Origin of the sequence: Pseudomonas sp. M5, from assembly GCF_016907075.1 — a bacterium.
Classification (GTDB): Bacteria; Pseudomonadota; Gammaproteobacteria; order Pseudomonadales; family Pseudomonadaceae; genus Aquipseudomonas; species Aquipseudomonas putida_E.
The window spans coordinates 4,232,436-4,245,034 of the sequence record NZ_JAFBBH010000001.1; the positions used below are offsets into that span (position 1 = coordinate 4,232,436).

The 12,599-nt window shown below is 64.3% G+C and carries 14 protein-coding genes and 1 riboswitch; of the genes, 9 read left to right on the forward strand and 5 right to left on the reverse strand.

Annotated features, from left to right (window positions below; all coding sequences use genetic code 11):
* The first annotated feature begins 7 nt into the window (after positions 1-7).
* From ribBA to JOE27_RS19295, 9 genes are all read left to right on the forward strand, one after another.
* Complete coding sequence (gene ribBA / locus JOE27_RS19255; RefSeq protein WP_046785097.1) at positions 8-1,099, forward strand: bifunctional 3,4-dihydroxy-2-butanone-4-phosphate synthase/GTP cyclohydrolase II; 1,092 nt, start codon at positions 8-10, stop codon at positions 1,097-1,099.
* A gap of 91 nt (positions 1,100-1,190) precedes the next feature.
* On the forward strand, positions 1,191-1,667 hold the full coding sequence (ribE, locus tag JOE27_RS19260) for a 6,7-dimethyl-8-ribityllumazine synthase (protein ID WP_043210219.1): 477 nt from the start codon (positions 1,191-1,193) through the stop codon (positions 1,665-1,667).
* Positions 1,664-2,164, forward strand: coding sequence for a transcription antitermination factor NusB (nusB, locus tag JOE27_RS19265; RefSeq protein WP_012312511.1), 501 nt, complete (start codon positions 1,664-1,666; stop codon positions 2,162-2,164). The genes ribE and nusB overlap by 4 nt, the downstream gene beginning before the upstream one ends.
* A gap of 18 nt (positions 2,165-2,182) precedes the next feature.
* The gene (gene thiL / locus JOE27_RS19270; protein ID WP_115273468.1) at positions 2,183-3,142 is read left to right on the forward strand and encodes a thiamine-phosphate kinase; all 960 of its coding nucleotides are present in this window, start codon (positions 2,183-2,185) and stop codon (positions 3,140-3,142) included.
* Positions 3,139-3,642 (forward strand): phosphatidylglycerophosphatase A, encoded by a 504-nt coding sequence (locus JOE27_RS19275; protein ID WP_046785099.1) that lies wholly within the window; start codon positions 3,139-3,141, stop codon positions 3,640-3,642. The genes thiL and JOE27_RS19275 overlap by 4 nt, the downstream gene beginning before the upstream one ends.
* A gap of 16 nt (positions 3,643-3,658) precedes the next feature.
* Positions 3,659-4,402, forward strand: a complete 744-nt coding sequence (locus tag JOE27_RS19280) for a transporter substrate-binding domain-containing protein (protein WP_204919479.1) — start codon at positions 3,659-3,661, stop codon at positions 4,400-4,402.
* A gap of 134 nt (positions 4,403-4,536) precedes the next feature.
* The gene (gene ribA, locus JOE27_RS19285) at positions 4,537-5,154 is read left to right on the forward strand and encodes a GTP cyclohydrolase II (RefSeq protein WP_012312515.1); all 618 of its coding nucleotides are present in this window, start codon (positions 4,537-4,539) and stop codon (positions 5,152-5,154) included.
* A complete protein-coding gene (locus JOE27_RS19290) occupies positions 5,151-5,570 on the forward strand; it encodes a hypothetical protein (RefSeq protein ID WP_046785101.1) in 420 nt (139 codons plus the stop codon). Before ribA ends, JOE27_RS19290 begins: the two co-directional genes overlap by 4 nt.
* Positions 5,570-6,382 (forward strand): cobalamin-binding protein, encoded by an 813-nt coding sequence (locus JOE27_RS19295; RefSeq protein ID WP_204919481.1) that lies wholly within the window; start codon positions 5,570-5,572, stop codon positions 6,380-6,382. The genes JOE27_RS19290 and JOE27_RS19295 overlap by 1 nt, the downstream gene beginning before the upstream one ends.
* Here the strand turns inward: JOE27_RS19295 and JOE27_RS19300 are convergent.
* The 5 genes from JOE27_RS19300 to ribB form a co-directional block, all read right to left on the reverse strand.
* Positions 6,360-8,231, reverse strand: a complete 1,872-nt coding sequence (locus tag JOE27_RS19300) for a TonB-dependent receptor (protein ID WP_204919483.1) — start codon at positions 8,229-8,231, stop codon at positions 6,360-6,362. The genes JOE27_RS19295 and JOE27_RS19300 overlap by 23 nt on opposite strands.
* A gap of 122 nt (positions 8,232-8,353) precedes the next feature.
* A complete protein-coding gene (gene dxs / locus JOE27_RS19305) occupies positions 8,354-10,249 on the reverse strand; it encodes a 1-deoxy-D-xylulose-5-phosphate synthase (protein WP_125923496.1) in 1,896 nt (631 codons plus the stop codon).
* Between the two features lie 111 nt (positions 10,250-10,360).
* Entirely contained in the window at positions 10,361-11,248 is an 888-nt protein-coding gene (ispA, locus tag JOE27_RS19310) for a (2E,6E)-farnesyl diphosphate synthase (RefSeq protein WP_204919485.1), read from the reverse strand.
* On the reverse strand, positions 11,245-11,487 hold the full coding sequence (locus JOE27_RS19315; RefSeq protein WP_008092375.1) for an exodeoxyribonuclease VII small subunit: 243 nt from the start codon (positions 11,485-11,487) through the stop codon (positions 11,245-11,247). Before JOE27_RS19315 ends, ispA begins: the two co-directional genes overlap by 4 nt.
* Before the next feature lie 177 nt (positions 11,488-11,664).
* The gene (gene ribB, locus JOE27_RS19320) at positions 11,665-12,315 is read right to left on the reverse strand and encodes a 3,4-dihydroxy-2-butanone-4-phosphate synthase (RefSeq protein ID WP_115273475.1); all 651 of its coding nucleotides are present in this window, start codon (positions 12,313-12,315) and stop codon (positions 11,665-11,667) included.
* Positions 12,316-12,395: 80 nt separating this feature from the next.
* Positions 12,396-12,537: riboswitch (FMN riboswitch) on the reverse strand.
* Between the last annotated feature and the right edge of the window lie 62 nt (positions 12,538-12,599).

Genomic DNA, 12,599 nt, shown 5'->3' on the forward strand with positions numbered 1-12,599 from the left:
GTGCCGCGTGGCGCTCAACAGCATCGAAGAACTGGTCGAAGACATCCGCCAGGGCAAAATGGTCATCCTCATGGATGACGAAGACCGTGAAAACGAAGGCGACATCATCATGGCGGCCGAGTGCTGCCTGCCTGAGCACATCAACTTCATGGCCAAGCACGCCCGTGGGTTGATCTGCATGCCGATGACCCGCGAGCGTTGCGAAATGCTCAAGCTGCCGCTGATGGCGCCGCGCAACGGCTCGGGCTTCGGCACCAAGTTCACCGTGTCGATCGAAGCGGCCGAAGGTGTTACCACCGGCATCTCGGCGGCCGACCGCGCACGCACCGTGCAGGCCGCAGCCGCCAAGGATGCCAAGGCCGAAGACATCGTAAGCCCGGGCCACATCTTCCCGCTGATGGCCCAGCCCGGCGGTACCCTGGCACGCGCCGGCCACACTGAGGCCGCCTGCGACCTGGCGCGCATGGCCGGTTTCGAGCCGAGCGGCGTGATCTGTGAAGTGATGAACGATGACGGCACCATGTCGCGTCGCGCCGAGCTCGAAGTGTTCGCCGCCGAGCATGGCCTGAAAATCGGCACCATCGCTGACCTGATCCACTACCGCATGATCCACGAACGCACCGTGCAGCGCGTTTCCGAGCAGCCGATCGAGAGTGAGCTGGGTGAGTTCAACCTGGTCACCTACCGCGACGCCGTGGAAGGCGATGTGCACATGGCCCTGACCTTGGGCAAGGTCTGCGCCGAAGAACCGACCCTGGTGCGTGTGCACAACATGGACCCGCTGCGCGACCTGCTGCTGGTCAAGCAGCCTGGCCGCTGGAGCCTTCGCGCCGCCATGGCCGCGGTTGCCGAGGCCGGCAGCGGCGTGGTGCTGTTGCTGGGCCACCCACTGGATGGCGACGTGCTGCTGGCACATATCCGCGAAAGCGCAGGCGATGCACCGACCAAGGCACCGACCACCTACAGCACTGTGGGTGCCGGTTCGCAGATCCTGCGTGACCTTGGCGTGCGCAAGATGCGCCTGATGAGTTCGCCGATGAAATTCAATGCGATATCCGGATTCGATCTGGAAGTTGTAGAATACGTGCCCTCCGAGTGACTTGAGGCGGCGCTTGCGCCCTCACGCTCGAGTCCAAACCCTCCCGAGGCCGCCAGAGCGCGGCCTCGCTCTTGAAGATGAGAACATCGGAATGACCCTGAAGACCATCGAAGGTACCTTCATTGCCCCCAAAGGTCGCTATGCTTTGGTGGTTGGCCGCTTCAACAGCTTCGTCGTAGAAAGCCTGGTGAGCGGTGCCGTTGATGCCCTGGTACGCCACGGTGTCAGCGAAAGCGACATCACCATCATCCGTGCCCCGGGCGCGTTCGAAATCCCGCTGGTGGCTCAGAAAGTCGCCCAGCAAGGTGAATACGACGCGATCGTCGCCCTGGGCGCAGTGATCCGTGGCGGTACCCCGCACTTCGAATACGTGGCGGGCGAATGCACCAAGGGCCTGGCCCAGGTGTCCATGGAGTTCGGTGTGCCGGTGGCCTTCGGTGTCCTGACCGTCGACTCCATCGAGCAAGCCATCGAGCGTTCCGGCACCAAGGCCGGCAACAAAGGTGCTGAAGCTGCCCTGTCCGCTCTGGAAATGGTCAGCCTGCTGGCGCAGTTGGAGGCCAAGTGATTAGCGACGAAAGCGATCGTTTCAACCCGCGCGATCCAAAACCTGCGGATGCCGGCAAGCCATCGAAGAGCGCCAAGCGCCGCGAAGCCCGCAAGCTCGCGACCCAGGCCCTGTACCAATGGCACATGGCTCAGCATTCGCTGAACGAGATCGAAGCGCAGTTCCGGGTCGATAACGATTTTACCGATGTAGATGGCGCCTATTTCCGCGAAATCCTGCATGGGGTTCCGGCCATCAAGAGCGAAATCGACAGCGCGCTGAAACCGTGCATGGACATCGCCCTGGAAGAGCTCGACCCGGTCGAACTGGCCGTATTGCGCCTGTCCACCTGGGAGTTCATCAAGCGTGTCGATGTACCGTATCGCGTTGTGATCAACGAAGGCGTAGAGCTGGCCAAGGTCTTCGGCGCCACTGACGGCCACAAGTTCGTCAACGGCGTGCTGGACAAGCTGGCACCTTCGCTGCGCGAAGCAGAAGTCAAGGCGAACAAGCGCTGATCCTGGCGCTGTCGAGCCATGGGTGAGTTCGAGCTGATCAACCATTACTTCGCCGCCGCGCCCTGTGCGCAGGGCGGTGAGGGCGTGGCGCTGGGCATTGGCGACGACTGCGCCTTGCTCGAGCTTGCCCCGGGCGAGCAGTTGGCGGTGTCTACCGACACCCTGGTTGCCGGGGTGCACTTCCCGACGGTCTGTGACCCGCGCTTGCTGGGGCAGCGCTCACTGGCCGTGGCGGCCAGCGACCTTGCAGCCATGGGCGCCAATGCCATCGGCTTCACCCTTGCCCTCACCCTGCCCGACGTTGGTCCCGACTGGCTCGCCGCCTTTGCCGACGGCCTCAGCCGCATGGCCCAGCGTTGCCGCATGAGCCTGATTGGTGGCGACACCACTCGCGGCCCCTTGAGCATCACCGTCACTGTTTTGGGCAGCGTCCCGGCTGGCCAGGCCCTGCGCCGCAGCGGTGCCCGGCCGGGTGACCTGCTGTGTGTGGGGGGCGTGCTGGGCAAGGCAGCCGGTGCGTTACCGTTGGTGCTGGGCGAGCGGGAAGCGCCTGCCGAGCAGGCCGAGCCCCTGCTGGCCCACTACTGGTCGCCGCTGCCTCAACTCGGCCTGGGCCAGCGCTTGCGCGGGCGGGCGACGGCGGCGCTGGACATTTCCGATGGCCTGCTTGCCGATTGTGGGCACATCGCCAAGGCCTCTGGCGTCGCCCTTGAGGTGAACCTGGCGCAGGTGCCAGTGTCTCCTGCACTAGAGGCCTTTCTCGGCCGCGACGCGGCGGTGCAAGCGGCGCTCACCGGTGGCGACGATTACGTATTGGCGTTCACCCTGCCGCCTGAGGCGCTTTCATCCCTGGCGGACGCCGGCGTACATGTCGTCGGCCGAGTGCTCCAAGGGCAGGGCGTGACCCTGCGTGACCCCCAGGGCCAGGACATCACCCCCGTACAGCGGGGCTATCAACACTTTAGGGAGACACCGTGACCGACCACCCCAACCAGGTGCCTGCGGAGTTCGTTCCGCCATCGGTCTGGCGCAACCCGTGGCACTTCATCGCTTTCGGCTTCGGTTCGGGCACGCTGCCCAAGGCACCCGGCACCTGGGGCTCGATGGTGGCCATTCCGTTCATCCCGCTGTGGCAGATGCTGCCCGATTGGGGTTACTGGCTGCTGCTGGGCATCACCATGCTGTTCGGCTTCTGGCTGTGCGGTAAAGTCGCCAATGACTTGCGCGTGCACGACCATGAAGGCATTGTCTGGGATGAAATGGTCGGCATGTGGATCACCCTCTGGCTTGTGCCGCAAGGGTGGCAGTGGATTCTGGCGGGGTTCTTGATGTTCCGCTTCTTCGACATCCTCAAGCCATGGCCGATTCGCTGGATCGATCGCCATGTGCACGGCGGTGTCGGCATCATGCTCGACGATATCCTGGCTGGCGTGTTCGCCTGGCTGGGCATGCAGGTTCTGGTGTGGGCGGTAGGCTGAGACAGGGAGCGCTTTGATGGCCATTCGGACTGTGCTGCTGGCAATTTTGCTCAGCTTTGCCCATGGGGCGCTGGCGGCCGAAGGCGTACCGAAACAGGTCCATCTGGTCAGTGAAGAGTGGTTGGACTACACCAATGCCGATGGTACCGGCGTGGCCTGGGATGTCTTGCGCAAGGTCTTTGAGCCTGCCGGCGTCAAGGTGGTGGCAAAGAGTGCCCCTTACAGCCGTGCCGTCGGGCTGGTCAAACGCGGCGAGGCCGATGCCTGGGTCGGTTCCTACAAGGATGAGAACGACGACAATCTCTACCCGCGTTGGCACTTCGACATGGACCACATCTATGCGCTGGGGCTTGCCAGCAAACCGGTGCCTACCCTGGAGACCGTTGGTCAGTATCGCTTGGCCTGGGTGCGTGGCTACGATTACGGCAGCTACCTGCCGAACGTAAAGGAGTCGCGCGAGATTCAGCGCCGCGAAGGCATCCTGCCAATGCTTGAGCATGATCGCGTGGACTTCTACATCGATGCGCTGACCGAAGTTGACTACGTGCTTGGCCAAACCTCTCAGCCAGAACGGTTCCGGCGGACCCATGTCGCCGAACTGCCGTTGTACCTGGCCTTTGCCCGCAACGAGCACGGCAAGGTCCTGCGTGAACTGTTCGACAGACGCATGGCTGAACTGGTACGCAGCGGCGAGTTGAAGCCTATCTTCCAGCACTGGAAACAGCCGTATCCCTTTACTGCCGACAGCAAGCCTCAATAGCACCAAGGGCTGCCACAGGTTAACCGAACATCGAACTTTTCGATCTTAACCCACGGTATTCAGCCAGCGCACAGGCGCTGACCTGCTGATACAATCGCTTCACGAGAATTTTCCTACTTATCCAGGAGCACAACGTGCCCGTCGTCTTTGTTGCCGCCTCTAAACTCCCGACCCCCTTCGCGACTTTCACCATGCATGGTTTCCTCGACGAAGCCACCGGCCGTGAGCACGTGGTGCTCAGCCTGGGTGACATCGCCGACGGTGAGCCGGTGTTGGGGCGCCTGCACTCCGAGTGCCTGACTGGCGATGCCCTGTTCAGCCAGCGTTGCGACTGTGGCTCGCAACTGGAAGCCGCCCTGCAGGCCATTGCCCGTGAAGGGCGCGGCGTGCTGCTTTACCTGCGTCAGGAAGGCCGTGGTATCGGCCTGCTGAACAAGATCCGCGCCTATGAGTTGCAGGATGGTGGTGCCGACACTGTAGAGGCCAACGAGCGTCTGGGGTTCGCTGCCGACCAGCGTGATTACGCGATCTGCCTGCCGATGCTCGAGCACCTGGGCGTGAAATCGCTGCGCCTGATGACCAACAACCCGCGCAAGGTCAAGGCGCTGACCGACATGAACATCAAGGTTGCCGAGCGCGTGCCGCTGCATACCGGGCATAACCCGCACAACCGTTACTACCTGGCGACCAAGGCCGACAAGCTTGGCCACATGCTGGGTAACGAACACCAGGGTGAGGTCCCCCAGGCGTGACCCGCAGCGAGGTGAAGCGGCGCCTGGCGCTGGCCTGGTGGCAATACCTGGCGGTTGGCCTGGTGCCGCTGCCGGTGATGGCCTGGGCCTTTGGCGGTGGTGATGCGCTGATCCCGGTGCTGGCGATGCCGCTGTTCATCGCCGGTGCGGCAACCATGTTCCTCAGCCTGCCGCGTTTCGGCGCCTACAAGCGTGCTTTGATCGCCACCTCCAAGTTGCTTGGCACGGCTGAAGAGCCGGCTGCCTGGATCGAGTTGGCCCGGGTGCGGCGCATGGCCATGCTGTTCGCCTGTTTCCCTGCCTGGGTCGCCGCGCTGTCGGTGCTGGTAGGGCTCGAAGCTGTGCCGCAAATCCTCTTGGCGTTATCCACAGTGGTGGTGCTTTACCTCTACCGCATCCCGCGTCAGCTGGGGTGATGCGCCGCCTGCTCTGCCTGCTGGCGCTGCTGGCCTGCACCGTCCAGGCTGGCGAGCCTCTGCGCGTGGTCAGCCTTGCGCCTTCGATGAGCGAAATCATGCTTGAGCTGCAGGCCGATGACCTGCTGGTAGGCATGCTCGACGGCGGCGAGCGCCCAGCGGCGCTGCGTAACCTGCCTTCGGTAGGGCGCCAGGGGCAACTGGACATGGAACGCCTGCTCAGCCTCAGGCCTGACCTGCTATTGCTCTGGCCCGGCAGCGTGGCACCGGCCCAGCGCGATCAGCTTACGCGCCTGGGTATCGCGACCTACAGTGCAGAACCCCACGACCTTGAGCAACTGCTTGAACAGATCGAGGCCATTGCCGTGCGTGTAGGGCGGGCAGAGCAGGGGCGGCAGTATGTGGGAGGCCTGCGTGAACGGTTGCGGCAACTGCGTCAGCACTATCGGCGTGAACAGCCGCTACGGGTGTTCTATCAGGTCTGGGACCGGCCGCTGTACACCTTGGGTGGGCGACAGGTGGTGAGTGATGCCTTGGCGGTGTGTGGGGCGCGCAATATCTTTGCCGACCTGAGCCAGCCGGCACCGCAAGTGAATGTGGAATCAGTGCTGATGCGCGATCCGCAGGTGATTCTGGCTGGCGACCAGGGGCAGTTGGCAAGCTGGAAGGCCTGGCCAGATTTGGGCGCTGTGGCCGGTGATCGTCTGCTGGTGGTGCCGGACAAGGGCCTGGAGCGGCCCAGCGGGCAGATGATCGAAGCCACCGCCCGCTTGTGTGCGCTGCTCGAAGCTAAAGCGCCGGCGTCCAGGTGACGCTGAACAGGGCCGTGCGGCCCTCTTCGCGGTAGCCGTAGCTGGCGCCATCGTAGCTGTACAGCGCACGGCTGTAGCCTTTGTCCAGCAGGTTATCCAGCTTTAGTTCCAGCTTCAGCTCGTCGGTCGCTGCCCAGCTGCTGCGCAGGCCCAGCAAGCCATAGCCGCCGAGGCGGTTGCGGTTGGCCTCGTCGTCGTAACTGGCGCTGACGGCCTGCCAGCTGCCTCCTACCGTAAAACGCTCGAATTGACGGTCCAGGTCCAGGCTCAAGGTGCGCCTTGCGCGGCGGGCGAGGGTGTGGCCGCTGTCACGATCACGTGGATCGATCAACGCCAGGCCCAGCTGGCTGCGCCATTGGCCCCACTGTTGCTCCAGTGCCATTTCCACGCCGTTGATACGCGCAGAGGCCACATTACGCGGGATCGAGTCCTGGCCAAAGATAATCGCATCGCGCAGGTCAGTACGGTACAGCGAAGTTTCCAGGCGGCTGTCGCGGCTGAGCTGGCTGCGCCATTGCAGCTCGAAACTTCTGGAGTGCTCCGGGTCCAGCTGCGGGTTGCTGTACTGCGGGTAGTACAAGTCGTTGAAGGTCGGCGCACGAAAGCCTTCGGTGTAGGACAGCAGCACATCGTTGTGCGTATTCAGCGGCACGGTCAGGCTACCGCTCCACGTGGTCTGGCCGCCAAACTGCTGGTTCTCGTCGCGGCGCACGCCCAGTTCGGTAGAGACGTGCTCGCCGCGGAAGCGATGCTGGATGAAGGCGGCGCGGTTCCAGCGGCTGTCTTCGCTGAACTCAGTGCTGGCGTGCACGCGGTCCTCGTACCAGTCGCCGCCGATCAACAGGTTCTGCCGCTCGCTCAGGGCCAGGTCGTTCTGCCACGTGACCTGGTCGCGATAGGTGTTGAACACCGAGCGCTCGTCACTGAGTTTGTCGCGCTTGTCGTCGCGGTTTTCGCCATGGCCCAGCTCCAGGCGTGAATGCCATATGTCATTGAGCTGAGCATCGAAATACGTACCCAGGCTGCTGACGCTGAAGTCGGTGTAGGGCTTTTGCCCGAAGCTTTCGAAGGTTACCGGGTCGAAGCCACCGAACGGATTGTCGTACTCACTGCGCCCTCGGCTGTCGAGCAGGTTCAGGCCGGTTTCGAAACGTTCGCCAAAGGTGTGGCTCAGGCTCAGGTTGAACGACTTGTTGCGGTAGGCGTCATGATCGCCGTCGCTGGCGAAGGACGGGCCGGTCGAGTCGATGCCTGCCGTTTCGTCCAGGCTGGCGCCCAGGTTGAAGCGGGTCGCGCCCTCGCCTCCGGACAGGCCCAGGCTGCGTTGCCAGGTCTGGTTGCTGCCTGCCGCCATGCGCAGGCGCGGCTGCAGGCCCGTGCCGTTGCTGCGACGGGTGAAGATCTGAATGACACCGCCGATGGCATCGCTGCCGTAGATCGCCGAGCGTGAGCCGCGCAGCACTTCGACACGCTCGATCTGGTCGACGTCGAGAAACTGCAGGCCGCTGTCGCCCGAGGTGGCGTTGGCGATGCGCACACCGTCGACCAGCACCAGGCTCTGCGCGGCCTTGGTGCCGCGGATGAAGATACCCGGCAGGCTACCGCGGCCACCGGTGGGCGCGACTTGCACGCCGGGCACGCGGGCGAGCAGGTCGGTGACGCTGGTCGGTTGCAGGCGGTCGATGTCGTTGCGGGTGAAAACGGTGTTGGCGGCGCTGGTGGCGGTGCGTGATTCGACTTGGCGGTTGGCGCTGATCAGCACGTCGGGGAGCTTCAGGGCGTCGTCGCGTTCGGCGGCCAGAAGCGGCAGGGGCAGGCAGAGCAGGGTGGCGAAGGTTGAGGTTTTCATGGGCAGTACCAGTTTGCGAGGGCTACGCCCTCGATCGCGACACAAGGCCGCTCCTACAGGATTCCGCGGTCCTGTGTAGGAGCGGCCTTGTGTCGCGATGGGCCGCAAGGCGGCCCCAGGGATTACAGGCCGAGCCTGGCCATGCGGGCCTTCACCGAAGCTTCGATGCCGGCCGCATCCAGCCCACATTCAGCCAGCATCTGCGCAGGCTTGGCGTGCTCGACATAGATATCCGGCAGGCCCAGGTGCAGCAGCGGCTTGATCACGGCCTGGCTGGCCAAAAACTCACCCACCGCAGCCCCCGCACCGCCCATGATGGCGTTCTCTTCGAGGGTCACCAGCAGCTCATGACTGCCTGCCAGCTCCAGCACCAGTGCCTCGTCCAGCGGCTTGACGAAACGCATGTCGACCACGGTGGCGTTGATTTGCTCGGCAACCTGCAGGGCTTCGGCCAACTGCACGCCAAACACCAGCAAAGCGACCTTTTCGCCCTGACGACGGATGACGCCCTTGCCGATTTCCAGCGGTTCCAGGTCGCCACTGATCGGCGCGTTGGGGCCGGTGCCGCGTGGGTAGCGCACCGCTGCCGGGCCGTTGTACAGGTGGCCGGTGCTGAGCATCTTGCGCAGTTCGTTCTCGTCGCTGGGCGTCATCACCAGCATGCCCGGGATGCAGCGCAGGTACGACAGGTCGTAGCTGCCCGCGTGGGTTGGGCCGTCTTCGCCGACCAGGCCTGCCCGGTCAATGGCGAACAGGACGTCGAGGTTCTGTACCGCCACGTCGTGGATCAGCTGGTCGTAGGCGCGCTGCAGGAAGGTCGAGTAGATCGCGACCACCGGCTTGCTGCCTTCGCAGGCCATGCCTGCCGCCAGCGTCACGGCATGCTGCTCGGCGATGGCCACATCGAAGTAGCGCTCGGGGTAACGCTCACTGAAGGCAACCAGGTCGGAGCCTTCCTTCATTGCCGGGGTGATGCCCACCAGGCGGTTGTCGGCAGCGGCCATGTCGCACAGCCACTGGCCGAATACCGCAGAGTACTTCGGCCCGCTGGCCTTCTTCGGCGCGGCCGGCTTGTCGGCAGGCTCGAGCTTGGTGATGGCGTGGTAGCCGATCGGGTCGATCTCGGCCGGCGCGAAGCCTTTGCCCTTCTTGGTCACCACGTGCAGGAACTGCGGGCCTTTGAGGTCACGCATGTTGCGCAGGGTGGCGATCATGGTCGGCAGGTCGTGGCCATCGATCGGACCGATGTAGTTCCAGCCCAGCTCTTCGAACAGGGTGCCGGGTACCAGCATGCCCTTGGCGTATTCCTCGGTGCGGCGGGCAATCTCCCAGGCACCTGGCAGGCGCGACAGCACCTTCTTGCTGCCCTCGCGCATGCTTGCGTAGGTGCGGCTGGAAAGAATCTTGGCCAGGTAATTGGACAGCCCGCCAACGTTGCGCGAGATCGACATGTCGTTGTCGTTGAGAATGACCAGCATGTCGGCGTTGACTTCCTGGGCGTGGTTCAACGCCTCGAACGCCATACCGGCTGTCAGGGCACCGTCACCGATCACTGCAATCGACTTGCGCGCGCTGTTCTGCAGGCGGGCGGCAATGGCCATGCCCAGTGCGGCGCTGATCGAGGTGCTGGAGTGGCCGACGCCAAAGGTGTCGTACTCACTCTCGCTGCGGCGCGGGAAGGCGGCGATCCCGTCCTTCTGGCGCAGGCTCAGCATGCGGTTGCGCCGGCCGGTAAGGATCTTGTGCGGGTAGGCTTGATGGCCGACGTCCCACACCAGCCGGTCGTCCGGGGTGTCGAAGACGTAGTGCAGGGCGATCGTCAGTTCGATCACGCCCAAGCCGGCGCCAAAATGCCCACCGGTCTGACCCACGGTGTAGAGCAGCTCCTGGCGCAGCTCGTCGGCCAGGTGCTCAAGGTCGGCTTCGGCCAGCCGGCGCAGGCCGGCAGGCGTGTCAGCGCGGTCGAGCAACGGCGTGACCGGGCGTTCGCGGGGGATCTCTTGAAACGTCGTGGGCATCAGGCGAGTCGTTATAGATGTTAAGACGCGGCAGTTTACCCCATTGTGGGAAAAGTGCCCATTCGACCAGAGGTTGCAGCCCCCTGTGTGCGGGTTTGGAACCAGTGCTTCTTAATGGCGGCGTTCGACGATGTAGCGCGCCAGCGCCCGCAGAGGTTCTGCGTTTTCACCAAACCCTTCAAGTGCGACCAGCGCCTGGTCGCGCAGTTCGATCGCGTAGGCCTTGGCCGCTTCCAGGCCAAGCAGGGCCGGGTAGGTCGGTTTGTCACGGGCGATGTCGGCACCTTGGCGCTTGCCGAGGGTGGCGGTGTCGCTTTCCACGTCGAGGATGTCGTCCTGCACCTGGAATGCCAGGCCAATGGCCTGTGCATACGTCTGCAGGGCGTCCAGCTGCGCCTGCTCGGCGCGGCCGCTGGCCAGTGCGCCAAGGCGCACGCTGGCTTCGATCAGCGCGCCGGTCTTGTGCCTGTGCATGAACTCCAGGGCCTGCTGGTCCAGCTTCACGCCGACCGAGCCAAGGTCGATGGCCTGGCCTCCGACCATGCCGGCAGGGCCTGCAGCTTTGGCCAGGGCCTGGACCATGGCCAGGCGGATGGCGTCGGGCTGCGGGCTCAGCCGGGGGTCGAGCAGGGCGCTGAAGGCCAGGCTCTGCAGGCCGTCGCCGGCGAGGATCGCACAGGCTTCGTCGAAGGCTTTATGGGTGGTCGGCTGGCCACGGCGCAGGTCGTCATCGTCCATGGCCGGCAGGTCGTCGTGCACCAGCGAATAGGCATGGATCAGCTCCACCGCGCAGGCGGCGCCGTTGGCCTGCTCGGCCGGTGCGCCCAGCGCTTGGCAAGCCGCATAGGCGAGTAGCGGGCGCACGCGCTTGCCGCCGTTCATCACGCTGTAGCGCATGGCGGTGTACAGCCGCTCAAGCTCCTTGGTGGGCGCAATGAACAGGGGTTCAAGGGTCGCATCGACGCGCGCCTGGCTGCTGGCCTGGTAGGCGCCGATCATGCCTCTGGCTCCGCATCGAAGGGCTGAGCGGCGAGCTCGCCGTCGCGTTCCAGCAGTATCTGTACTTTTTGCTCGGCCTGGGCCAGGGCGCCCTGGCAATCGCGGGTCAGGGCGATACCTTGCTCGAAGGCGGCCAGCGAGTCTTCCAGCGACAACTCGCCGTTCTCCAGGCGTTCGACCAGCGCTTGCAGGTCGGCGAGGGATTGCTCGAAATCGATGGAGGCTTTTTTGCGGGCCATGGCGACGGGTCTCGGTGGCTGTTCAGAACGGCGCGACACTAGCAGAGCGGGGCGGGGGGAGCAAACTTGAGGGTGGTTTTTCCGGCCCACAGGTACAGCACAATGCCAGAAGGCTGTGCTGAACCTGTTGGAGCCGGCTTGCCGGCGATTGGGCCGCAAAGCGGCCCCGTCGATCAATCAGGCTGGCACAGCTTCCAGCTCCACCATTGCCTCGCGGCAGCGTGCCAGCTCGGCAATGGTCAGCACCGGCAGATTGTACTGGCGGGCATACACCGCCACTTGCTCGCCGCGGGCCATGCTGCCGTCGGGGTTCATCAGCTCGCACAGCACCGCTGCCGGGCGCAGGCCTGCCAGGCGAGCCAGGTCCACCGAGCCTTCGGTATGGCCGCGACGGGTCAGCACCCCACCATCACGCGCCCGCAGCGGGAACACGTGGCCGGGGCTGACGATATGCCGTTGCTGCGCCGTCGAGCGCAGCGCTGCTTCGATGGTGGTGATGCGGTCCTGGGCGCTAACGCCGGTGCTCACACCTTCTGCCGCTTCGATGGTCACGGTGAAGCCGGTGCCATGGCGAGCCTGGTTGTTCGCTACCATCGGTGCCAGTTGCAGGGCATCGACGGTGGCTTCGTCCAGGCACAGGCAGACGATGCCGCTGCAATCGCGAATCATCATGGCCATGGTCTGCAACGACAGGTTTTCGGCGGCGGCAACGATATCTGCTTCGTCCTCGCGGTCGTCATCGTCGAGCAGCAGCACGGGGCGGCCTGCCTGGAAGGCGGCGATGGCAGCGGACACATTGGGGAATTGCTGGTGATGCTTGGGGGACATGAAACGCTCCTCGTGAATGATCGATGAACGTCTCGGGGCGAACAAAATGCGCGCGCAAGGGCGCCCGAATGGCCCTTGCCTGACGCCTTCTTTCATCCGGACTATGACCGTCGGCTCTGGAGTCGCACCAGATCTGCTGACCCCCGGCATGGCCGGGGCGCTCGCGGGCTCATCTTTCGATTTACCGCCGGTGGGGACTTTCACCCCGCCCTGAAGACCGGGCAAGCATACCGCACAGTGCCACCCTGCTGACAAGCCGATGATCTGCGACCTTTGGCGTATCA